We start from the raw sequence: 22,799 nt of genomic DNA on the forward strand, positions 1-22,799 counted from the left end.
CTAACAATACTTTACGCTATTAAAGACTTATGACTTGCAATAATGCCATTATTATCTGCATAGACAAACATGCCAGAATTTAAAGTCAGGTCGCCAAAGCTAATTTCAATATCTGTTTGACCCTCATTTCGGCGTGTTGACTTGCGCGGGATACAGCCTAATGCCATCACACCGATATTCATTTGCGCCATGTCATCGACATCACGGACGCAGCCATACACAATAACTCCAGCCCAGCCATTATCAATCGCTGACTGTGCAATCATATCGCCGAGCAGCGCACAGCGCATTGAACCACCACCATCGACGACCAACACTTTGCCTGCACCGTTATCGTCTTTGCCATTACTATTCAATAATGCCTTCACACGGCTATTATCTTCAAAGCATTTTACTGTCACAATTTCGCCGCAAAACTTATCTTTTGCGCCAAAACTCTGAAAGGTCTTGCCCTCAATATTTGGTAAGCAGACTTGTGATTCAGGATTGGCATCCAATAAATCACAGGTTACAAAGTTCTCTTTATTCATTGCTGTTGATTCTGACATAGCTATTTACTCCTTGTTAATGACTATCAGTTATTTTGCAATCTATGGTCTTGCTATTATTGATATTACTTTATCAGCAAATGCTTAGGCTATTATCTTCCAAACAAGTTTGGTCGTTTGGCCTAACTTACCGACATAGTAATGTCGTGATTCATTTTTTGACACGAGTCATCGCTAGCATCTGCTTATTCTCGATAATATCAGTCATACTGGGCTTTGATTCAGAGAGCTTTGATTCAGAACGATAATCGCTGTATTTACGACGTTCGTACATATCATGGGCGGTCATTGCCATCGAAATCGCGACACGTTTGGCTGAAATGGGATGCAGCGGTAATGATTCAGACACTAAAGGCGAGATGATTTTAAAGGCTTTTTGACTAATGCTCTCGATTGGTCGACCTTTATGCTTACCCAATAATAATGAGGGACGAAAAACAGCCAAACGCTCAAACCCTAGGCTCATAATGGTTTGTTCAGTTTCTGCTTTTACTCTATTATATAAAAACCGACTGTCAACGTCAGCATTCATTGCAGACAATAAAAAAAAGTTTTTAACCCCTTTATCAAAGCATAACTTGGCAAAACTTACGTTATAGTCATAATCTACTTTTCGAAAAGCCTCATCGCTGCCTGCTTGCTTCTTAGTTGTACCAAGGCAACTGAAAGCATCCGTTGTAGCATCCACACCGATGTTTGCAAAAACGTCGGCTAAGTTATCAAAGTCATTCACCTGATAGAATCTCATACTAGCATTTATATACCTCGGTGGACGTCTGGCAATGACTATTAATGTATCATAGAGTTCACTAAGCTGCTTCGCAAGATGCTGACCAACCAAGCCTGTCGCGCCAATTAAAATTGCTTTTTGCTGCATATCCTATCCATTATTCATAATCGTAAAGTATTATAGAGACTATTTTATGACTTTTAGGTTTATGGTTTTCGAGTCGTACTATAGACGATTCACTATAAAACCCATACAGTGCGTGGCTAGTAACCTACTGGTTTTACGTAAAACGGACTATGCCCTATATTATAGGGCAGTATCATAACTAAGTTACCCTATAACTGTCGCTACTATTCATGATTTATTGTAAGAGTTTTTATCAATGGTTCGATTATTAACCACTATTTATCTATATACCTAACTTTATACATATTAGCATAACGACACATACAACTTCTTTTCGCTTTGATGGTCAAATATATTGTTCTAAGCGCAATAATTTGCTAAGATATCCGGCTTTACATGTCATAGCTATTTAATTATTCCAGATGGCTTTGACGCTACCGATGATTTATTAATATTAGGAAGTCTAATATTGAACATCGATATCATGTTTGACGAGACGGCTGCTCGTCACCGATGATTGTTAAACTCATTATTCCAATCAACATTCATATTTTTATCTGTCTTTCATAAAGGAGATACGCGTGGCTAACACTGCACAAGCTCGTAAACGCGCCCGTCAAAACACTAAACGTCGCCAAAACTCAGCGTCACAACGCTCTATGGTTCGTACTTATTTAAAGCGTGTCGACGCAGCAATCGAATCTAAAGATTATGATGCAGCTACCGAAGCTTATAAAAAAGCGGTACCTGTTCTTGATCGTATGGCTGACAAAGGCATTATTCATAAGAATAAATCTGCCCGTCGTAAGAGCCGTCTAAACAAAGCTATCAAAGCTCTTCAAGCTTAAGATTAGTAGCTTTAACAAGCGTTCATAAAAAAACCTTGTCCTAGTGGCAAGGTTTTTTTATATCTATTCAAAATGTAATATTTAATACTGTCCCTTGTAGTTTTAGCCTCGCGCCGCTTTAATACTACGTCCATCTCACTTTCGGCGGTAATAATAGCTTACTAGGATGAAAACCAGCAGCACGGTAGCTATCTATTAACGTATTGATCGGGCGAACATAAACCTCTCCGCGCCAAACAAAATATGCATTAGCCTGCTCAAATGGCTTATCATCAAACCATAAAAACACGCCTTCCATCATTTTGGGCCAGTCGTTCCAATCAATCTCAATCACATCGAACATTATCGCTAAAAAAGCAGATAGTAACGTATCATGACTCACTGCCAACATTAAATGTCCATGCTGTGGCTGGTTTTGATAAAAAAGCGATAAAATATCGAGTCCACCTTGATAGGCATTTTTTGTACCTTCAAGGTTACCTTGTAAAAAACGATTAATAAAATTGAGCACACCAATCTCTTTAAAGACTGCATTCGCAATTTCAGGCTCAGTAACCAAGCTACCTGGCTCAACCAATAACGATTGATGCGCTATCGGTCGTTGTAATCCTGCCCCTTCTTGCATTAGCTGCGCGGTATCAATACAACGTCCAATAGGGCTTGAGATGCTATCTACGTCGAGAGAATATGGTAGATGACCAGCTAACCAGCGCCCCCAAGACTTTGCTAATACGCGTCCTTTAGGTGTAAGTGGCAGCTGGTAGCTGGCAAACCCGTTACCATCGGAGCGCTCACGCAAAGAGTGTCTAGTAAACAAAATCAAGCGCTTATTCTCGGGTAACAAGTTAACCGAAGAAATCATACTATCAGGCAGATGCGCTGGGGCAGGCGCGCTCATCTTAAGAGGCTTTTGAGCATTGGACTGCTCAGAACGTGATGATTCAGAAAATTTACTCATAGCAGCTAGCGTAGCAGATTATTGGATACTAGTGAACGAAATATGAGCAGACCAACAATAAAAATGTCAGTAACAAAGTATAACGATAGATAAGTCATATAGAGACTACAACACCAAATGCTCATGGCTTACAGGCAGCATTGTGTAGGCTGTATCGCATAATTCACATCATTCAAGATATGCTAGCCAATATCGATAACTCTATCCCACGCAAACTCAATCTCAGTGCTACTAACTTCGTTAGGATATGCACGAGGATTGACAATCACGCGGGTATTACCAATACGGTAATCAAACGCTTCATGGGTATGGCCGTGTACCCATAGGGTTGGTGCCCAATCCTTATGCATCCAGCTAGATAAATCACTAACAAAAGCTGCGTTACTGGGCAGCGTAGCATACTTTTCAGAGACCGATAAGGCGCTAATACTATGATGAGTCATCACGATTGTTTTTTTTCCTAATTGCTGCGCCTCAATCAACGCCTGCTTTAACCATTGGCGCTGTTGAATATGTAGCTCAATCGATATTTCAGGAGAAAATAGCCCATTACCTGCATATATCTGCTTATAATCACGCATAAAACGTTTAGCAACTACCATCGTATCTTCATTGGCTTGATACTGATAATCTGTCCACAACGTACACCCCAAAATACGTACCTCACCAATATCGAGATGCTGGCACTGTAAGACGCGAACGCCTAGCTGCGAATCGGTATTATAGTTGTCCCAAGTGGCTAATCTTTTATCAAAATGCAATACATCTTCATTAAAGTACTCATGGTTGCCTGCAATGGTAATAAGGGGCACTTGCAGACGTTCTGCCTGCTCTCGTAACCATGGCATACCACTATCGCTGTTGGCAGTATCCCCTGCTACTAATATCACGTCAGCGTCAGTTTTGGGAATATGACCTACGGGATGTGATTGACGTGCATAACTGTCAATATGTAAGTCACTTAATATCTGTAATTTCATATTATCCATTATTGTCTAATAACACCAGCTGTAGAAGCATCAAACAATGATCACAAGCATAAGTACTCTATTTGTGGTTTACTTAGCACTGAGCAAGTTTGACACTGCCAATCATAGTTTCGCAACTGGTATACATATAAAGTTAAATAGTGTAGCACCTTTTTTGCTACCTACAAAAAGCAAAAATGCAGCTGTTTAAGCTGCACCTCTTATAACATTATAAACATTAGATACTATTGAGTATCATCTGCAATTTAGCAGCAGGGTTCGTAGCCTGTGTAATAGAACGTCCTATCACGAGATAATCAGCGCCATCATTCAACGCCTGCTTTGGCGTACAGATACGTTTTTGGTCATCGGCATTGTCTTCTGGTAAACGAATACCAGGCGTCACTAGCTTAAAATCTTGACCACACAGCGTCTTGAGGGTTTTAGCTTCTTGTGCTGAACAAACCACGCCATCAAGACCAGCTTGCTTAGTTAATTGTGCTAAACGACTAACTTGTACATCTAAACCATCAGTAATACCTGTTTGCATCAATGCGTCATTATCCATAGAAGTCAACACAGTAACAGCAATTAGTAAGGTATCTAAGTCATTATCCAGTAAGCGCTGTTTAGCCAGAGACATAGCTTCAAAGCCTGCGCTAGCATGAATATTAACCATCCATATACCAAGCTCGGCTGCCGCTAATACTGCTTGTGCTGTGGTGTTAGGAATATCATGAAACTTCAAATCTAAAAACACTTCAAATTGACGTTGATGAAGCGCTTTTATGATATCAGGCCCGCAGCGAGTAAACAGCTCCTTACCTACTTTTAAACGACACAGCGCTGGATCTAGCTGCTCAGCCAATGCTATTGATGCTTCCATTGTCATATTATCTAAAGCAATGATGACTGGAGAATTAGTTGTATTATTCATGATGTTGCCATATCAATATTGAATTTATTAAGCGTCATATGTATAGGTAAACCATTGATTAACCATTACATAATTTAGTCTCGCTTTTGCTTAGTAAGCGTAGCACTCTCATCTACATTAACCGTGGCTTGGTCATGTACGTTGGTCGCTGTCGAACCATAAACAGCTTCTTCAACTGTCGGCTCATTCGCTTGACGATCGATAACGACGTTGGCCTGAGTTACTTGTTCTTGCAAATTAGCATTTAACTTTTGCAAACGCGATATTTCCCACTTATTTTGTAATACACGGAAAATTAATAATGCTAATAGCATACCAATCACAATACCGAGTATCAGACAAAGTATGAGTAGCAGTCCTAAATTCATCGTAGGAGCTTGTAAGAACAGCAGGTTGACGCCAATATCGGTATTGTTAGCTATCACCAAACCAAGCGCATAAGCAAAACTTAAAAATAATAAAACGAACAGTATAAAGCGCATGATATGCATACCTCGACAAAATGTGCGAAAACACCTGCTTCTTAATACCTAACAAAGGTAAAACAAGTAAATTAAATAATAAGTAGTCATGATAAATCATAAGTACCCATTACTTTATACTTGTTCTGTTAACCATCAGTCTTTATGAGCTATGAAGCTACTTTGTCGTTGACTGCTTCACGCAATGCTTTGCCAGGTTTAAAATGAGGAATGGCTTTGGCAGGTACCGGTACGCTCTCTCCTGTCTTTGGATTACGGCCCATACGAGCACGTCGATGATGCAAGCAAAAGCTACCAAACCCTCGAACTTCAACTCGGCCATCATTAGCCAAAGTATCTACCATCAAGTTTAGTATTTCTCGCACAGCATCATCAACAACCATCTCAGTCATGGTGTCACAGCTCACACTTAAATTACTAATGAAGTCGGATTTATTAATCGCTTGTTGCATCGTTACAATTGCCTTCTTTAATTAATGAAAATATGACTGATAAATAAAGGCGATTTTTCGCTATGTATTATTTATATATCAATCATATCTAGGTTATCAATTGGTTATTATTACTACAAAGTATCGTCCAAAACTAATCGATTGTTTTTTATAGGAACAGCTACTTTAAAGAGATAAAAATAATAACGCTTAAAAGTTAATGTATAATCAAACACTTGGCATGAGTTTACATTTCTTTACTCAATGTAGCAAATGATAGCGGAATTCTACACAAATAGGAATCAAAGTTTGGACAAAACGTTGAAAAATTGTTTTTGTACTTATTGATTAAGCGCTATCATCATTTTTAATCATAAAAAAAGCGACCGAAGTCGCTTTTTTTATGGTTAATATAGTTATAACTTAAAGCTTACTGCATTTGCTCTTTGATTAGATCACCAATCGTTTTTGGTTGAGCATCAGAACCAGCTGCTGGAGTAGCACTTGCACCGCCAAGATCTTTAATCGCTTGACGCTCTTCGGCTTCGTCTTTTGCTTTGATAGACAAGCTGATATTACGAGTCTTACGATCTACACTAATGATCTTCGCTTCAACATCATCACCAACGCTTAAATGCTTAGTAGCATCTTCAACGCGATCACGTTGAATTTCAGAAGCACGTAGGTAAGCTTCTACTTCATCCGCAAGTTCAATAGTAGCACCTTTAGCATCTACTTCTTTTACTTTACCATTTACGATAGCACCGCGGTCATTACTAACCAAGTACTCGTTAAATGGATCTGAGCTTAACTGCTTCACGCCTAGACTGATACGGTTTGCTTCTGCATCTACAGACAATACCATTGCTTCAACGGTGTCACCTTTGTTGTAGTTACGGATAGCTTCTTCACCAGTCTCATTCCAAGAGATATCAGACAAGTGAACAAGACCATCAATACCACCGTCTAGACCGATAAAGATACCAAAGTCAGTGATTGATTTGATCGTACCAGTGATTTTATCACCGCGCTCGTGCTTTTTATCAAACTCATCCCATGGGTTTGCTAGGGTTTGCTTGATACCTAAGCTGATACGACGACGTTCTTCATCAATATCAAGAATCATCACATCAATCTCATCGCCTACTTGAACGACTTTCGATGGATGGATATTTTTGTTAGTGTGATCCATTTCTGATACGTGTACCAAACCTTCGATACCTTCAGAAATTTCAGCGAAGCAACCATAATCTGTCAAGTTAGTTACACGTGCTTTAACCACACTACCGACTGGGTAAGTGCCGCCCACGTTGTCCCAAGGATCAGTACCAAGTTGTTTTAGACCTAAGCTTACGCGGTTACGTTCACGATCAAACTTCAGTACTTTAACTTTTAAGTCTTGGCCAACTTCAACAACTTCAGATGGGTGCTTGATACGGCGCCATGCCATGTCAGTAATGTGTAGCAAGCCATCGATACCACCAAGATCAACGAATGCACCGTAATCAGTAAGGTTCTTTACGATACCTTCGATCTCAATACCTTCTTCAAGCTTGTTCAATAGCTCTTCACGCTCAGCTGAGTTTTCAGCTTCCATAACTGCGCGGCGGCTAACCACAACGTTGTTACGCTTTTGATCAAGTTTGATGACTTTGAATTCTAGCTCTTTGCCTTCAAGATGCGTCGTGTCACGGATCGGACGTACATCTACCAATGAGCCTGGTAAGAACGCGCGTACTGAACCCACGTCTACAGTAAAACCACCTTTTACTTTACTAGAAATGATGCCTTTAACAATCTCATCGTTGTCATAGATTTTTTCAAGGACATTCCACGTCTCAACGCGTTTGGCTTTTTCACGTGACAGTAAGGTTTGACCCATACCATTGTCAACTGCTTCAACCACAACATCGACACTATCGCCAACTTCAACTTCAAGTTCGCCTTCTTCGCTTAAAAACTCTTCACGAGCGACGATACCTTCAGATTTAAGACCAGTATCTACTGTGATCCAATCACTATCGATGGCCACAACAGCACCTGTAATAACTGAGCCACGCTCAATATCCAGACCCTGCTCTTCAATGCTCGCTTCAAATAGTTCAGCAAATGATTCCATTATGTCTACCTTTGTATAGCCGTATCCTGTCCAGCACAGTACGGATCAAATTTATGATTGCATAAAACGAGAATACTGGTTTTATATCTTATACAATCATATAAAAAAACGTTTGTTGATAATAAGCTTCTTGTCAATTCTACTTACTAGCAACAACTGTCTTATATAAAGATCTTGATACTTCTTCAATCACTACTAACCTTGATTACTATAATTTTATACTAAATTCAATCATCGTAGGAAAGTTTTTAGTTCGTAATATGTTGTTTTTATTAACTATTAAAATAAATACCTTTATCTTGGCATTGTTTTTTGACTAATTCATAAACTGTATCAGCATCTAACATTGAGCTATCTAATACCAAAGCGTCTTCAGCAGGTTTTGACGGTGCTGTGGTTCGGTTTTCGTCACGTTCATCACGAGCTTTAATTGTATTCAGAATGGCTTCAAAATCTGCTGTTTGACCAGCTCTCAGCAATTGGGCTACGCGGCGCTCAGCTCGGGCTGTAGCACTAGCCGTCAAAAAAACCTTCACATCAGCATCGGGAAACACGACCGTTCCCATATCGCGACCATCGGCGACCAACCCTGAACGCTTAGCCATATTTTGTTGCAGTTCAAGCAATGCTTGACGAACTTTAGGGAATACCGCTATCTGAGAGGCATAACCTCCGATAGTTTCATTACGGACTTGCTCACCGACGGCTTCATCATTGACCAAAATATCGACCCGCCCTGACTCATTATTGGGCACAAAAACAATATCTAAACCTTGAGTCAATTGCAGTAGCGCTTCTTCATCGATAGATCGTTTGGCATCTGCACTAACCAATCCAGCCTCAAACGCTTTTAGTCCTACGATACGATATAACGCGCCTGAATCTAATAGCTGATAACCAAGACTCTGTGCTAATCGCCATGTAACCGTGCCCTTGCCTGCACCACTTGGCCCATCGATACAAATGACAGGATAACGCTTAAAACTCGTTGTACCACTATCCTCACTATTAAGTAAAGAGTCATCAGGTGTAGAGACGGTCATAACACTCACTTAATCACAGACATTATGGAGACGATGCTTCATATACTTACTTGATATTAAAGTTTATTTCTCAGGTGTTTAATAAGCCAATTAATTGGTTAGCAATCAAACAGGGCAATATTATAGCAAACAAACCACGTTATCACTAGTATCAAGACTTATATCTTATTCATTAACCATATTATTTACTAGATGCACTGTCTTTACGCTGCTTCATGCTTTTTCGACGTTCACGAAAAAAAGTCTTGAGCATCTGACTGCTATGTTCGCTACATAAACCTTTATGCACTTGGATACTATGATTATAAAAAGGCTGTACAGCCAAGTCCATTTGACTACCAACCATACCAGCGCGTGGCTCACTTGCAGCATATATCAGCCTATCGACCCGTGCGTGTATCAGAGCCCCAATACACATGGTGCATGGCTCTAAAGTCACGTATAAAGTAGTCTTAAGTGGTAAGCGATAGTTTTTCAAGCGCGTACAGGCATCTCTTAATGCGACAATCTCAGCATGTGCTGTCGCATCATGGCGTCCAATCGGCTCGTTAAACCCTTGACCAATAATTTGATTATCATGTACCAATATCGCACCTACTGGCACTTCTCCGCACTCAGCACCTTGACGAGCAAGCGTGAGAGCTTTTTGCATCCATTTAACATCTTGAGTTGACCAAAACGTATTCGTTGCAATTGGAAGAAAATTAAATTTATCATTTGTTAATTGCTTATTCATAGAATAGACAGGCTGATACTCATCATATTGAAACATTGCCATTTACTGTGGTAGCTGCCAGTCAATTAGCGTTTTCCCATATTGCTTTAGATAGTCATTGGTTTTAGAAAACGGCTTGGAACCAAAAAATCCGCCACGATTTGCAGCAAGCGGGGATGGATGAACAGCGGTTAAGATAAGATGCTTGTCAGTATTGATATACTTACCTTTCTTCTGTGCTTTACTGCCCCACAATATAAATACTGTGTGCTCTGTTTGTTCATTCACCACATCAATAACAGCATCGGTAAACTGCTCCCAGCCTTTATTTTGATGGCTGTTTGGTTCACCTTCTCTAACCGTTAAAGAGCTATTTAATAATAGTACCCCTTGCTGTGCCCAATAGGTCAAATCACCATGTGCAGGGGGTTTGGTACCGATATCATCTGCCATCTCTTTAAGCAAATTGTTCAATGAAGGAGGCTTTGGAATGGCTTTAGGTACAGAAAACGATAGGCCCATTGCCTGTCCTGGACGATGGTAAGGGTCCTGACCTAAAATCACGACTTTCACTTGTGACAACGGCGTTAAATTAAAGGCATTAAACATCAGTTGTGCTGGCGGATAAATACTGTCATTCGACTGGTAAGATTCTTTTAAAAAAGCCCGCAAGTTATCCATATTCTCAGAGGTTAATTCATCTGCTAATGCTGTTTTCCAATCTTCTGGCAGGCGTACATTATCTAAAATCGCCTGCTTTTGTTCTGGGGTTTTTGTTGTCGGCTCATGGAACAGTTCCATAACAAGTCCTTTCTTATTTATTATTAATCAGCTTAAAAAGTATATAACCATACTATAAAAAGCATCCTACTTATTATATTAGCAAAATGTTATGCCAAATTTGTTATAAAGTATAGCAATCGCATAATCGAATATCACAAAAAAACGGCTACCTAAGTAACCGTTTTTTATCTAAAGAAAGAATATTGTTAACTTGCTAATGACTCAGAGTCTGAATGTGGTTCATGAGTTTCAACCACAGTTAGAATAATACGGCTATCCGCTGAACCTTTATCAGTTTGCATACTAGTACTTGATGTGGCCTCATCTTTATTCAACGAAACTTCGTTAGAAGTAGTATTAGATTCTTCATCATGTTCCGGTTCTAGAGATATATGTACCACTCCGCCATTAACCAAATCACCAAACAAAATCATATTTGCCAATGGTTTTTTAATCTCATCTTGTATTAGACGCTGCATAGGACGCGCACCCATTAAACGGTCATACCCTTTATCAGCAAGATAGTCACGTACCTCATCGTCAATCTCTAAAGTGACCTGTTTGTCATCAAGCTGTACTTGCAGCTCTACTAAGAACTTATCAACAACTGAGATCACTACTTCTGTATCTAAAGGATTGAACTGAATGATCGCATCTAAACGATTACGGAACTCAGGCGTAAAGACTCGTTTTAGCGCTTCAGTATTGTCGCGACTGTGATCTTGTTGAGTAAAGCCCATAGATGAGCGACTGATACTATCTGCACCCACGTTGGTCGTCATAATAACAATAACTTGCTTAAAGCTAGCCACACGGCCGTTGTTGTCAGTTAGCGTACCGTGGTCCATGACTTGCAATAGTAAATTGAAAACATCAGGATGCGCTTTTTCAATCTCATCAAACAACAATACACAGTGCGGATGCTGATTGATTTTTTCAGTAAGCAGACCGCCTTGATCATAACCGACATAACCTGGCGGCGCCCCTATCAGACGTGAGGCTGTATGCGCCTCCATATACTCTGACATATCGAAGCGTACCAGCTCTACGCCCAGCAGGCTCGCCAACTGACGTGATACTTCTGTTTTACCAACCCCTGTAGGACCTGCAAACATAAAGGAGCCAATCGGTTTTTCTGGTGCTTTTAGTCCTGCTCGTGACAGCTTAATAGCATCAGCAAGTGTAGCGATCGCTTCATCCTGTCCAAACACTAAATGCTTGAGATCACGATCTAAATGCTCAAGAATACTCTTATCATCACTGGAGACTGATTTGGGTGGAATACGGGCAAGCTTAGCAATAATGGCTTCAATATCAGCAACATCAATTTTTATCGATGGCTTTTGATTATTGATCGTTTGCAAATCATCTATTGTTTTCGACTCGTCATCAGCTTTAGCAGTGGCTGCCTTAGCTTGCATCTCATTGTCGTTATCAGACTTACTGGTATCAATACCTTCATGGTCTTTTTGGTTGATATCTTTTTCCAAATCCGCAATCAGACCGTCTTCTGCATTGATATCATTTGTATCGGGAATAATCCCTAAACGCTTATACGCGCCAGCTTCATCGATAACATCAATCGCTTTATCTGGTAAAAAACGCTCATGAATATGCTTAGAAGACAACTCTACAGCTGTCACTAACGCTTCATCAGTATACTCAACGTTGTGGAACTCTTCATAACGTGGTTTAAGACCGCGTAAGATATCAATGCTATCTTCAACACTTGGCTCTTTTACATCAATTTTCTGGAAACGACGCGATAATGCGTGATCTTTTTCGAATACTTGACGATACTCAGTAAAGGTGGTCGAACCGACACAACGTAACTCACCATTTGCCAATGCTGGTTTGATCAAGTTTGACACATCCATATTACTACTCATTGACGAACCTGCGCCAATAATCATATGAATCTCATCAATAAATAAAATCGCATTGGGTTTTTTCTTAAGGGCATCAAGTAGTGATTTCATACGTTTTTCAAAATCACCACGATACTTAGTACCTGCTATCAATGCACCAATGTCAAGACTGTAGATCACACAACCGTTCAACGGTTTTGGTGCTTTATCATTGATAATCAGCCATGCCAAACCTTCAGCGATAGAAGTTTTACCAACCCCTGGCTCACCGACCAATAACGGATTATTTTTACGACGACGACACAATACTTGTGCAGTACGCTCAATCTCAGGGCCACGACCTATCAGAGGATCGGTTTTGCCTTCTGCAGCACGCTGGTTTAGGTTACTTGCAAACTCTACCAAGGGATCTTTACTGGTTTTTTCTGAGGCACTGCGGCGTTCTCCGCTAATAGAAGCACGTGGTTCAGATGGCTCATCCTTATCTTGTCCATGCGACAGATACTGAGTAAGCTCTAAGCGACTAATTCCCTGCTTTTTAAGCAAGTAGACCGCGTATGTATCGTGCTCAGAGAACATAGAAACCAAAATATCTGAGCCTTCAACCAACCGACCACCGCCGATAGATTGCACATGAAAAATAGCACGCTGCAAAATACGATCAAAGCTTTGAGTAGGCTGTGGTGATTGCTCTATATCCACATCTATCGTTGGCGTATGCTTATCAATATAAGCTTCAAGCTCCGTACGTAGATTTGAGACATTGGCATTGCAAGCAGTTAAAGTATTAGCAGCATGAGTATTCTCAAGAAGTGCTAATAACAGATGTTCAACAGTGAGATACTCATGCGACTTTTGGCGCGCAAGCGTCATTGCTAAACGCAAAGAGACTTCAAGGTGACGACTTAACATAAGAAATTCCTACGGTTATACAACTCTTTATAATAATTTAATAGCTTAATTGGTAAATCAGGGCAGCAAAAGGATTGTTCAAGGTTAAAACATAACGGTTATTAAAGGGTAAAACTATAATATGACTGCAGGCGTATTCTGCCTTGCTCTTACTTACCTTTATCACAACACGATCGTTATATATAGTCAATCTATTAACACGTACTAAAATGTATCAAAGAGTATGGTTACTGCATGTTATTAAATTCAGAAAAATACTGCTTCCATATGTAACCTTATTCTTAATAACCCTACCATTCCGAATAGAAGTACGTTACAAGTAGATTTTGGCAAAAGGGATATTTGACTTAGGTTTAAGGCCTTGTGTAAAGACTAACAGACGAAAAATCTCAGCACTTTAAAGAACCAAGCCAATATGTGAATAAATGATGATGACTATGAATGAATAAAAAAGATGTAATTAAATAAAGCGATGATGTTTAGAGATAATACCTATATAAGGTTATCTTTGACTAAAATCAAGATGAGGAGGAGTAAAGTGGGTATGGAAGTAGGCGTAATATTAGCTGATAGCTAGTCTATGAATGAATAGAACAGATTACCCTATTCACCTTGATGGGGTTCAATTTGAGTCAGTAATGGGTAGCCTTCACGATGAGCCAAACTATTTACCTTCTTGGCCTTAGTTTCAGCAATATCTTTAGGATAAATACCAGCAATACCTTTACTGCTATTATGAATAGTTAGCATAATTTCAACTGCAGAGTCGATATTATGGCGAAACTCTGACTGCAAAATGTATACGACAAACTCCATTGGCGTATAGTTGTCGTTATACATAACCACAGCATACATGGGCGGCTCTGCTACTTCAGGTTCTGCAACTAACACATCTGCCTGAGGTGTTGTTTCATTGTCGGTGTCATCGTCTTGCGCACGATGACCAGCCGGCATATTAGGAAAATGCCAGTCAGCTACCGTAGGTTTAACATGCTTTATTACTTGTTTTATGATCATAATAAGAATGGTTTCAATAAAAATTTGATAAAAAATAAATAGTAAATTAATAACTTTTTAAAATAGTATTAATTGATATAAGTTCTGTGTACAGTCTGTTCAAAATTATAATGACGCAGTAAGAACCATCGCATTTATAGTATTTAGGGCTCAATAGGACTTTGATCAACTTCAGGTAAATCCATTAATGACAAAGGCATACTATCTACCATATCACCGAGCTTCCAGTCATATAGTTGTTCGACTTGTTCGTCACCTGCTTCTAAACTAAGCTTAACTTGTAAAGGTTTGAACCCACTAGGCATCACAAATCGACCACGAATACGAACAATGCCCTCAATAACATAACGAGCAGGGTCTAACGGAACTTCTACAAAGTTATCTTTGTCTTGTAGCGTTAACGTCACCTGTAAGCTTTTAGCAAGGCCATCCTCGCTGAGCATTCCTACATCAAAACCATATTCAAAAGCATTTTCGGGTAATGGCTCAATTTTAGCGCCTAATACTTGTAGTGGCATGCCCCCTTGTTCAGCGATAACTTCTGCATACAAATCATTCAACTGTGAGGTTTGTCTGTTATCAACCTTCAAAGCTTCTTGCTTTTGACGCAGCTCATCTAAATTTGCCAAACTAATGGTCAGCTCTTGTTTGGCTGTAGCTACTTGGTTGGTCAGCACCTTATGGCTGATACGTAAGTCTTTGAGCTCGTTAGTAGCTTCTTTACTATTAATCGTTGCCTGCTCAGTTTCTGTCTTTAGCGTATAATAACCACGTTGATAGCCAAGCTTATGCCCAAGCAATATAGCTATTATTGCTGTTACCAGTATCGCTACCACAAATAACGCTAGCAGCCATGACGATGCACCTTGTTGACTGTTGGCAATACCCTGATTATATTTTATACGATAATCCCTATTTAATAATGGCTGCAAGTACATACTAGTTGCAGGCTGACGATGTACAAATGCAGACGCGTGACACGCTGGTTGAGCTGGCTGATAGCGCAAGCGGGAGGCATTCTTAACACGCATCTGGATAATATCTCTTAACAGTAAAGGCGAGATATTATAACGGAATTTAAAGTCAATACCTAGCATAGCGCTGTAAGCGTAATGACTCAATAGTAAAGTTTCTGTGATAAGTCAGCACCATATTCTGTATAGATATCCCTTCTACCTAACAAGCTTTAGGGTACAATTGGTGCTGCGTTCAACCCCAGTGTCTCATCAAGCGCAAACATCACATTCATATTTTGTACTGCTTGCCCTGCCGCTCCTTTGACAAGGTTGTCTTGTACTACTAAGACGGTCAACTCACCGCGTTCATTATTTTGATGTATTGCGATACGTAAACGGTTACTAGCACGCACACTACGTGTATCAGGGTAGACACCATGAGGCAACACATCAATGAATGCTTCACCTGCATAGCTGTCTTCAAACTCCTGCTGCCAGTCGATACCAGTGCCTGCTTCTGTAAGTGCTATATGAATAGAGCTGAACATGCCGCGAATCATAGGTACTAAATGCGGTAAAAAACGTACCTGTTGTGAAAATTGACTGTCTAATAACTGCTCAATACCTTGTTCAATCTCAGGTAAATGACGATGGCCTCCAATACCGTAAGCCTTAAAGTTATCTGTCGTTTCAGCATAATTAAGCGCAAGGCTTGCTTGACGGCCTGCACCAGATACGCCAGACTTGGCATCAATAACGATACGCGACTCAATCAAACGTATTGCTTGTTTGTTCTGCTTATCAATAATTGGCTTTAAACCTAAAATAGCCGTAGTCGGATAACAACCAGGGTTACCTACAATAAAAGCCTCTGCAAGCTTGTCACGATTTAGCTCAGGAAGTCCATATACTGCTGTCTTTAATAGCTCAGGACAGCTATGCGTCTGCTGATACCAATGTTCAAAATCTGCCAACGACTGTAAGCGAAAATCGGCCGCCAAATCGATTACCTTCACGCCTGCTTGAGTCAATGCTGCGGCTTGCTTCATAGCGACTCCGTGCGGCGTAGCAAAAAACACCACATCGCATTTTTGTAAAGCAGATAGCGTCTCATCGCCCAAATCACTAAACACTAAGTCTGATATGCCACGTAAGCTTGGGAATATCTCATCAGCACGCGTTCCAGCTTCACTTCTTGAAGTTAATAAATCAATAGACACCTTAGGATGCGCTGATAACAAGCGGATAAGCTCAATACCTGTATAACCTGTACCACCGACAATAGCTGCTGAAATCATAAGGTGTCCTTTTATTTAATAATCATTAAATGCACTACACATCTTTGCGAAATATACTGTTTATTGGTACTGAGATTTAATCAATACACGCGTTAACTACTATCTAAATACGCTTAAATTTGATAATCATGTACAGCATCTATAAATACTTTGGCACGATCTGGGTTGACCCACTGAGTAATACCATGACCGAGGTTTGCTATATAGCCTGTTTTGTCTCCACTAGCATAAGCACCATCTAGCATCATTTTGACTTCTGCCTGAATGGTCTCGGGTGAACCATATAGAGTAGCTGGATCCAAGTTACCTTGAATTGCCTTACTACCCTGTAGCTTTTTATGCTTTTTAGTAAGATGACGCTGGCTTTCAGTCAAAACTTGACGTGCACGATCGAGCGGCATGGTCCAATCCAACCCTAAGGCATCAGCCTCACTGTCCGCTTGAATATCTAGCCAAAGACCACCCCCCTTGGTAAATAAGACCACTGGAATCTCCGGATGGCGTATTTTCAGCTCTGCTACGATACGCTTGTTATATTGATGAGAAAAGTCTATAAACTGACGATGACCAAGCGCTCCGCCCCAACTATCAAATATCTGTAGAATCTGCGCTCCAGCTACGACTTGCGCATCTAAATAGTCAATCACAGACATCGCTAACTTGTCTAATAACTGATGTAAAAATTCAGGATTACTGTATAAAAACCCTTTCGTATAGCGATAATCTTTTGAGCTACCACCTTCAATCATATAAGTAGCAAGTGTCCATGGGCTACCAGAAAAGCCAAATAATGGCACTTGTCCGTTCAACGCTTTACGGATGCTTGTCACCGCACGCATAACATAGTCAAGAGAATCGTTGACATCAAGCTTTGGCAATCTATCAAGATCTGCCTGATTACGAATAGGATGTTTAAACTTAGGTCCTTCTCCAGTCTCAAAATACAAGCCCAAACCCATCGCATCTGGAATAGTTAGAATATCACTAAACAAGATAGCTGCGTCCAAATCATAGCGGCGCAGCGGTTGTAAAGTGACTTCCGTCGCTCGATCAGTGTCTCTGCACAAGCTCATGAAATCTCCAGCTTCTGCACGCGTTGACTTATACTCTGGTAAATAACGTCCAGCTTGGCGCATCATCCAGACAGGTGTGGTATCAATCGGCTCAAAACGCAGTGCCCGTATTAGTCTATCGTTTTTTAAAGGAGCAAATTCTGGCTGGGCTGTATTCGTGTTATTTGAGGCACTCATGTATAAGTCTCCAAAAGAGTACAATACTCATATTGTAATTATCATTGTAAAAATAAAAAATTAGGAAGCGTCTATTTGTTGATAAATAATAAATAGTCGCGTTTTAATTAAAACGTACATATGAATCAAAACATACATATAGTGAATGCCATAAAGATAAAATCTATTATGGCATTCGTTTTGATCTTGAAAAATATAGTGATACTTGTTGCTACTTATCTAAGTAATCTTAACCAATGGTCAGTATTATTTATAGACTGGCTATGTATCTATTATCTTACTACCGTAAGCTTGTCATTTTTAGCAGATATCATCACATAGACAATGCTAAGTTATCACGATGCACCATAACCACGCGTTCTTCTTTGTTGCCAAGGATTCTATCGAATTGTTCAGTACGCTCTCGAGCTACTCGGCGCGCATCATTAGAAGAGAAGTTCATCTGCCCTACCGCTAAACGCTCGCCTGTATCTTGATGAACAATTTCTACTACATCTCCTTCATCAAAATCACCGCGCACTTCTACCACCCCAACTGGTAACAAGCTCCTGTTGTGCTCTACTAGTGCTTTAGCGGCGCCCGCATCAACGATCAAAGTACCTGACATACGTAAATGCGCGGCTAACCATTGTTTACGTGCAATAATTTTGTCGGCATCGTTAGTGGTTAATAGCGTACCGACAGCTTCACCAGACACCACACGAGTAATGACGTTATCAATAGCACCGCTGACGATTACAGTTGGGCAACCGCCCATTGCTGCAAGGCGACCAGCACGAATCTTGGTTAGCATACCGCCACGACCAAGCTTACCACCGTCACCTGCAATGTCAAAAAGATAGTCAGCCATCGCGCGCTCTTGGCGTATCATTTTAGCATCAGGGTTGTCTCGTGGGTTGTCGGTAAACACCCCATCTTGATCCGTCAAGATAATATATAAATCTGCATTGATCATAGCCGCTGACATTGCACCCAATGTGTCATTATCACCAAACTTAATCTCATCAATCGTAATGGTATCGTTTTCATTAATAACTGGGAGCACATTCCACTCTAATAGCTGCGTCAGTGCACCAGTGGTATTCAAATAACGACTACGATTAGACAAATCGTCGTGAGTTAATAATAGCTGAGAGCTTTGTATTCCGTGTTGAATCAATGCTGACCACCACGTTTCAATCAAACCCATCTGACCAATAGAAGCACAAGCCTGCAATGCTGCAAGCTTTTTTGGCCGCTCATCAAGGTCCATTCGCACCACGCCTTCGGCAACTGCGCCTGACGATACCAATAGTACTTCAACGCCCTGCTTATGCAATTTAGCAATCTGTTTGGCCCACTCATAAATAGCAGTTCGATCCAGCCCTCGCCCATTATTGGTTAATAACGATGAGCCAATCTTGACAACAACGCGCTGAATATCAAAATTACGATTTTGTTTGATAAACCTTGCCTCTTCGGTCGTTTGGTCTGTGTCACCTGCCATAAAAACTCCTGTAAATTGTGGGGGTTGATTTAAAAATAATAATAGATGATCTATTTTGTTGTATAAAAACCTCATATAGTCTCATACACGACAACATCAAATTTGTATAAACGTTAGCAGAGAATATCAGCAAACACTACCGTTATCTTCTGCTAATACATTCTAAGAGGTATAGACTACTTCTACACCGTCATCGTCATCTAAGTCGTCATCATCTACAAGATTGGTACCTTCACGCTCAGCTTTGCGAGCCGCACGATACGCTTCACGCTGCGCCTCTGTATTTAAACGTACTTCTTCTTCTAAACGCTCAAAACGCTCTTTTTGTGCATCAGCAAAAATAGGATCTTCTATTTCACGCTCGCGCTCACGCTCAATTTCATTCATTAAATGATATTTGACAGCATCAACACCTTCGCCTGTCAAAGTGGATGTGCGAAACACAATACCTGTCCAGCCAAGCTCTGCTACGATATGCGTACATAACTCATTTAAGTCTTCTTCAACCACTTGATCAATTTTATTTAACACTAAAATTTGAGGCAAATTGGCCAATTCAGGGGAAAAACGCTCAAGCTCGTTTAGGATAACTCGAGCATTCTCTACCGGATCGCTACCATCAATTGGCTTTACATCAACCAAGTGTAGTAGACGACGCGTACGAGCAACATGCTTTAAAAAGCGAATACCTAGACCAGCACCTTCAGACGCACCCTCGATTAGACCTGGAATATCAGCCATCACAAATGAGCGATGACGTCCAATATCTACCACACCCAAATTAGGAACCAGCGTCGTAAATGGATAGTCAGCAACTTTAGGTTTAGCAGCAGAGACTTGACGAATAAAAGTAGATTTACCAGCATTAGGCAATCCCACCAGACCGACATCAGCCACTACTTTTAGCTCAAACTTCAGTACCTTTAACTCGCCTTCAAAACCTGAGGTTGCTTTACGCGGCGCTTGATTGGTAGAGCTTTTAAAGTGAGTATTGCCAAGCCCTCCGTCGCCACCTTTAGCAACCAATATTTTTTGATCAATCTCAACCAAGTCGCCTAGTACCTCGTCTGTCTCGGTATCAATGATAGTCGTACCAATAGGTACTGGCAAGAATACGTCATCAGAGCCTTTACCAGCGCAGTTTTTACTATGACCATTCTCACCACGCATGGCATCATAGCGACGCGTATAACGATAGTCGACTAGAGTATTTGTGTTATCATCGGCAATAACATAGACATCACCACCGCTACCGCCATCACCGCCATCCGGGCCACCGCGTGGTACGTATTTTTCTCGGCGAAAACTGGCGATTCCATTACCACCGTCACCTGCTTTTACCGTTACGACGGCTTCATCAATAAATCGCATCTTACGTTCCTTACTTTCTAGATTACAGTCATTGGCTGATTTTATATTGGTACTTAAAGATATCTATATACTTAATTAGTCTACTAATCATCTACTTGTTAGTCTATCTATCATTCAATCACTAAATTGACTGGTATAAGTTGACTACTCATAAAATATGCCTACCACAAAGCAAGCATGCTTTATAGTCAAATTAGATACCAATTAGTAACACTCTTATAGTAGCGCTCTTATTATCATATAATAGAAATACGAAAAGTTTTTTATCACTTTTATGATCATTATACCAGTAGAACCGTTGTGGATGTTATCAAACAACAACACCCGATAACCAAACGGAATATCGGGTGTTGTTCTACACTGTAAGCATGTTAGGCTTCTTGAGCTGTACTCATAAGCGATAACAATCAAAGTAGCTTAACAAAAGCTTACCCTCGTACCTCACATATACAGATGTTATGCAGGAATCTGAGTATAGCTAATACCACCCATTTGAGTCGCCAAGCGTAGTACTTGCGTGCTATAGCCTACTTCGTTGTCGTACCAGATGTAGACAGTTGCATGATTGTCAGTAACGATAGTGGCTTGCGCATCAACAATACCAACGTGCTTAGTACCAACAAAATCTGTTGATACAGCTTCTGTCGAATCGGTATAAGAAATTTGTGATTGCCAAGTATTACTGTTAGCCATCTTACGCAAAAACTCATTTAATGCGTCTGCACCTTGTGGCGCTTGCTTTAAATTTAAGTTCAAAATCGCCAAACTGACATTAGGAGTAGGTACACGAATAGCATTACCTGTCAGTTTACCGCTAAGCTCTGGTAGTGCTTTGCCAACCGCTTTAGCCGCGCCAGTGCTAGTAATCACCATGTTTAGTACTGCACTGCGACCACGACGATCAGACTTATGATAGTTATCAATTAAGTTTTGATCATTAGTAAACGAATGAATCGTTTCAACATGACCGTTTTCGATACCATATTCATCGTTTAATACTTTCAATGTTGGCGTAATGGCATTGGTCGTGCAACTTGCAGCACTAACAATGGTGTCCTCACCAACAGTATCGTTATTAACACCATAAACGACGTTTTTGATATCCCCGCCAGCAGGCGCAGTCAATAATACTTTATTGACGCCTTGAGATTGTAGGTGTTTACCTAGGCCAGCTTCATCTTTCCATATACCTGTATTATCAATGACTAACGCATTATCAATACCATAAGCTGTGTAATCAATCTCACTTGGATCATTGGCATAAATCACTTGTACAAAACGACCATTGATAACCATACCATTGTTATCATCATCAACGCTTACGCCGCCCGTAAAGCTACCATGAATGGAGTCACGCTCAAGTAATGACGCACGCTTAGCAAGATCCCCTGCAGCAGCCGGACGTACTACGATAGCTTTTAACTGCAAACCCTTTTTACTAGATGCTTGTGATAATAATAGACGCGTTAAAATTCGTCCAATACGTCCAAAGCCATACAACACAACGTCAGTAGTACCGTTTTGTGCAGATTTATCGTCACCAGCCTCTTGTAAAGCCGCTTGCAAATCAGTGTCATTGGCGATCAATTGACCAACATCTACACGTGATGATTGAATGTCGCTACTAGAAGCCAATGCTTTAACCATCTCTAAAGTGTCAGCAATAGCAATAGGCTTACCATTTTGCTCACGAATAGCTGCTTTTTGATGCAACGCCAGTACTTGACCGACTGAAGTTGTATCAAGTGTCTCACCGAACAAAGTAACTTGTACGTCTTTTTCGTTATAGAGTTTGTTTAACAGTCCAATTAACTCAATAGCTTGTTGTTCTTGATCGTTGTAACTATTTAGACGATCTTGATGTAATTGGCGTAAGGTATTAGCTTGGCTCACGAGAAACATCCTTATGGTCAGTAAAATGTGTTTGTAAAATATAGAAGGCTATGTAAGTAC

At 40.4% G+C, this 22,799-nt stretch carries 20 protein-coding genes; 1 reads left to right on the forward strand and 19 read right to left on the reverse strand.

Annotation, left to right across the window (positions count from 1 at the left end):
- Positions 1–11: 11 nt before the first annotated feature.
- Both rraA and ACTXGH_RS06680 read right to left on the reverse strand, forming a co-directional pair.
- Positions 12–548 carry a ribonuclease E activity regulator RraA gene (rraA, locus tag ACTXGH_RS06675; protein WP_439260676.1) on the reverse strand — a complete coding sequence of 179 codons (537 nt, stop codon included), beginning with the start codon at positions 546–548 and terminating at the stop codon, positions 12–14.
- A gap of 151 nt (positions 549–699) precedes the next feature.
- A complete protein-coding gene (locus ACTXGH_RS06680; protein ID WP_439260675.1) occupies positions 700–1,425 on the reverse strand; it encodes an NAD-dependent epimerase/dehydratase family protein in 726 nt (241 codons plus the stop codon).
- A gap of 560 nt (positions 1,426–1,985) precedes the next feature.
- Here ACTXGH_RS06680 and rpsT point away from each other — a divergent pair.
- The gene (gene rpsT / locus ACTXGH_RS06685; RefSeq protein WP_058369082.1) at positions 1,986–2,252 is read left to right on the forward strand and encodes a 30S ribosomal protein S20; all 267 of its coding nucleotides are present in this window, start codon (positions 1,986–1,988) and stop codon (positions 2,250–2,252) included.
- 124 nt (positions 2,253–2,376) lie between these two features.
- Here the strand turns inward: rpsT and ACTXGH_RS06690 are convergent, their stop codons facing one another.
- From ACTXGH_RS06690 to ACTXGH_RS06770, 17 genes are all read right to left on the reverse strand, one after another.
- Positions 2,377–3,150, reverse strand: a complete 774-nt coding sequence (locus ACTXGH_RS06690; protein WP_420884184.1) for a histidine phosphatase family protein — start codon at positions 3,148–3,150, stop codon at positions 2,377–2,379.
- A gap of 242 nt (positions 3,151–3,392) precedes the next feature.
- Positions 3,393–4,190, reverse strand: a complete 798-nt coding sequence (locus ACTXGH_RS06695) for a metallophosphoesterase (protein WP_439296038.1) — start codon at positions 4,188–4,190, stop codon at positions 3,393–3,395.
- Positions 4,191–4,416: 226 nt separating this feature from the next.
- Entirely contained in the window at positions 4,417–5,115 is a 699-nt protein-coding gene (gene pyrF, locus ACTXGH_RS06700; RefSeq protein WP_439296039.1) for an orotidine-5'-phosphate decarboxylase, read from the reverse strand.
- Positions 5,116–5,189: 74 nt separating this feature from the next.
- A complete protein-coding gene (locus tag ACTXGH_RS06705) occupies positions 5,190–5,597 on the reverse strand; it encodes a lipopolysaccharide assembly protein LapA domain-containing protein (protein ID WP_439296040.1) in 408 nt (135 codons plus the stop codon).
- Positions 5,598–5,746: 149 nt separating this feature from the next.
- Positions 5,747–6,049 carry an integration host factor subunit beta gene (locus ACTXGH_RS06710; RefSeq protein ID WP_068036291.1) on the reverse strand — a complete coding sequence of 101 codons (303 nt, stop codon included), beginning with the start codon at positions 6,047–6,049 and terminating at the stop codon, positions 5,747–5,749.
- Between the two features lie 409 nt (positions 6,050–6,458).
- Complete coding sequence (gene rpsA, locus ACTXGH_RS06715; protein ID WP_439260672.1) at positions 6,459–8,147, reverse strand: 30S ribosomal protein S1; 1,689 nt, start codon at positions 8,145–8,147, stop codon at positions 6,459–6,461.
- Positions 8,148–8,419: 272 nt separating this feature from the next.
- Positions 8,420–9,190 (reverse strand): (d)CMP kinase, encoded by a 771-nt coding sequence (gene cmk, locus ACTXGH_RS06720; RefSeq protein ID WP_439296041.1) that lies wholly within the window; start codon positions 9,188–9,190, stop codon positions 8,420–8,422.
- 181 nt (positions 9,191–9,371) lie between these two features.
- On the reverse strand, positions 9,372–9,926 hold the full coding sequence (gene tadA, locus ACTXGH_RS06725) for a tRNA adenosine(34) deaminase TadA (protein WP_439260831.1): 555 nt from the start codon (positions 9,924–9,926) through the stop codon (positions 9,372–9,374).
- 42 nt (positions 9,927–9,968) lie between these two features.
- Positions 9,969–10,706 (reverse strand): uracil-DNA glycosylase, encoded by a 738-nt coding sequence (locus ACTXGH_RS06730; RefSeq protein ID WP_439260670.1) that lies wholly within the window; start codon positions 10,704–10,706, stop codon positions 9,969–9,971.
- Between the two features lie 188 nt (positions 10,707–10,894).
- Complete coding sequence (clpA, locus tag ACTXGH_RS06735) at positions 10,895–13,468, reverse strand: ATP-dependent Clp protease ATP-binding subunit ClpA (protein WP_439296042.1); 2,574 nt, start codon at positions 13,466–13,468, stop codon at positions 10,895–10,897.
- A 603-nt stretch (positions 13,469–14,071) separates the two neighbouring features.
- On the reverse strand, positions 14,072–14,485 hold the full coding sequence (locus tag ACTXGH_RS06740; protein ID WP_443561725.1) for an ATP-dependent Clp protease adaptor ClpS: 414 nt from the start codon (positions 14,483–14,485) through the stop codon (positions 14,072–14,074).
- 143 nt (positions 14,486–14,628) lie between these two features.
- The gene (locus ACTXGH_RS06745; RefSeq protein ID WP_439296044.1) at positions 14,629–15,516 is read right to left on the reverse strand and encodes a hypothetical protein; all 888 of its coding nucleotides are present in this window, start codon (positions 15,514–15,516) and stop codon (positions 14,629–14,631) included.
- A gap of 155 nt (positions 15,517–15,671) precedes the next feature.
- On the reverse strand, positions 15,672–16,739 hold the full coding sequence (argC, locus tag ACTXGH_RS06750; protein ID WP_439296045.1) for an N-acetyl-gamma-glutamyl-phosphate reductase: 1,068 nt from the start codon (positions 16,737–16,739) through the stop codon (positions 15,672–15,674).
- Positions 16,740–16,852: 113 nt separating this feature from the next.
- Positions 16,853–17,989, reverse strand: coding sequence for a uroporphyrinogen decarboxylase (hemE, locus tag ACTXGH_RS06755; protein WP_299216327.1), 1,137 nt, complete (start codon positions 17,987–17,989; stop codon positions 16,853–16,855).
- Between the two features lie 313 nt (positions 17,990–18,302).
- Positions 18,303–19,475, reverse strand: a complete 1,173-nt coding sequence (gene proB, locus ACTXGH_RS06760) for a glutamate 5-kinase (protein ID WP_439260665.1) — start codon at positions 19,473–19,475, stop codon at positions 18,303–18,305.
- Between the two features lie 162 nt (positions 19,476–19,637).
- Positions 19,638–20,846 (reverse strand): Obg family GTPase CgtA, encoded by a 1,209-nt coding sequence (gene cgtA, locus ACTXGH_RS06765; protein WP_439296046.1) that lies wholly within the window; start codon positions 20,844–20,846, stop codon positions 19,638–19,640.
- Positions 20,847–21,302: 456 nt separating this feature from the next.
- Entirely contained in the window at positions 21,303–22,748 is a 1,446-nt protein-coding gene (locus ACTXGH_RS06770; protein WP_439260663.1) for a glyceraldehyde-3-phosphate dehydrogenase, read from the reverse strand.
- Positions 22,749–22,799: the final 51 nt, after the last annotated feature.

The organism is Psychrobacter sp. 1Y10, from assembly GCF_052259005.1.
In the GTDB taxonomy this organism is placed as follows: Bacteria; Pseudomonadota; Gammaproteobacteria; order Pseudomonadales; family Moraxellaceae; genus Psychrobacter; species Psychrobacter saeujeotis.

Coding starts and splice junctions, on each gene's coding strand:
- clpA (WP_439296042.1), bottom strand. CDS start 13,468: ATGTTAAGTCGTCACCTTGAAGTCTCTTTGCGTTTAGCAATGACGCTT.
- ACTXGH_RS06770 (WP_439260663.1), bottom strand. CDS start 22,748: ATGTTTCTCGTGAGCCAAGCTAATACCTTACGCCAATTACATCAAGAT.
- cmk (WP_439296041.1), bottom strand. CDS start 9,190: ATGACCGTCTCTACACCTGATGACTCTTTACTTAATAGTGAGGATAGT.
- ACTXGH_RS06705 (WP_439296040.1), bottom strand. CDS start 5,597: ATGCGCTTTATACTGTTCGTTTTATTATTTTTAAGTTTTGCTTATGCG.
- proB (WP_439260665.1), bottom strand. CDS start 19,475: ATGGCAGGTGACACAGACCAAACGACCGAAGAGGCAAGGTTTATCAAA.
- cgtA (WP_439296046.1), bottom strand. CDS start 20,846: ATGCGATTTATTGATGAAGCCGTCGTAACGGTAAAAGCAGGTGACGGT.
- ACTXGH_RS06695 (WP_439296038.1), bottom strand. CDS start 4,190: ATGAAATTACAGATATTAAGTGACTTACATATTGACAGTTATGCACGT.
- tadA (WP_439260831.1), bottom strand. CDS start 9,926: ATGAATAAGCAATTAACAAATGATAAATTTAATTTTCTTCCAATTGCA.
- ACTXGH_RS06710 (WP_068036291.1), bottom strand. CDS start 6,049: ATGCAACAAGCGATTAATAAATCCGACTTCATTAGTAATTTAAGTGTG.
- ACTXGH_RS06680 (WP_439260675.1), bottom strand. CDS start 1,425: ATGCAGCAAAAAGCAATTTTAATTGGCGCGACAGGCTTGGTTGGTCAG.
- hemE (WP_299216327.1), bottom strand. CDS start 17,989: ATGAGTGCCTCAAATAACACGAATACAGCCCAGCCAGAATTTGCTCCT.
- ACTXGH_RS06690 (WP_420884184.1), bottom strand. CDS start 3,150: ATGAGCGCGCCTGCCCCAGCGCATCTGCCTGATAGTATGATTTCTTCG.
- rpsA (WP_439260672.1), bottom strand. CDS start 8,147: ATGGAATCATTTGCTGAACTATTTGAAGCGAGCATTGAAGAGCAGGGT.
- argC (WP_439296045.1), bottom strand. CDS start 16,739: ATGATTTCAGCAGCTATTGTCGGTGGTACAGGTTATACAGGTATTGAG.
- ACTXGH_RS06730 (WP_439260670.1), bottom strand. CDS start 10,706: ATGGAACTGTTCCATGAGCCGACAACAAAAACCCCAGAACAAAAGCAG.
- ACTXGH_RS06740 (WP_443561725.1), bottom strand. CDS start 14,485: ATGATCATAAAACAAGTAATAAAGCATGTTAAACCTACGGTAGCTGAC.
- ACTXGH_RS06745 (WP_439296044.1), bottom strand. CDS start 15,516: ATGCGTGTTAAGAATGCCTCCCGCTTGCGCTATCAGCCAGCTCAACCA.
- rraA (WP_439260676.1), bottom strand. CDS start 548: ATGTCAGAATCAACAGCAATGAATAAAGAGAACTTTGTAACCTGTGAT.
- pyrF (WP_439296039.1), bottom strand. CDS start 5,115: ATGAATAATACAACTAATTCTCCAGTCATCATTGCTTTAGATAATATG.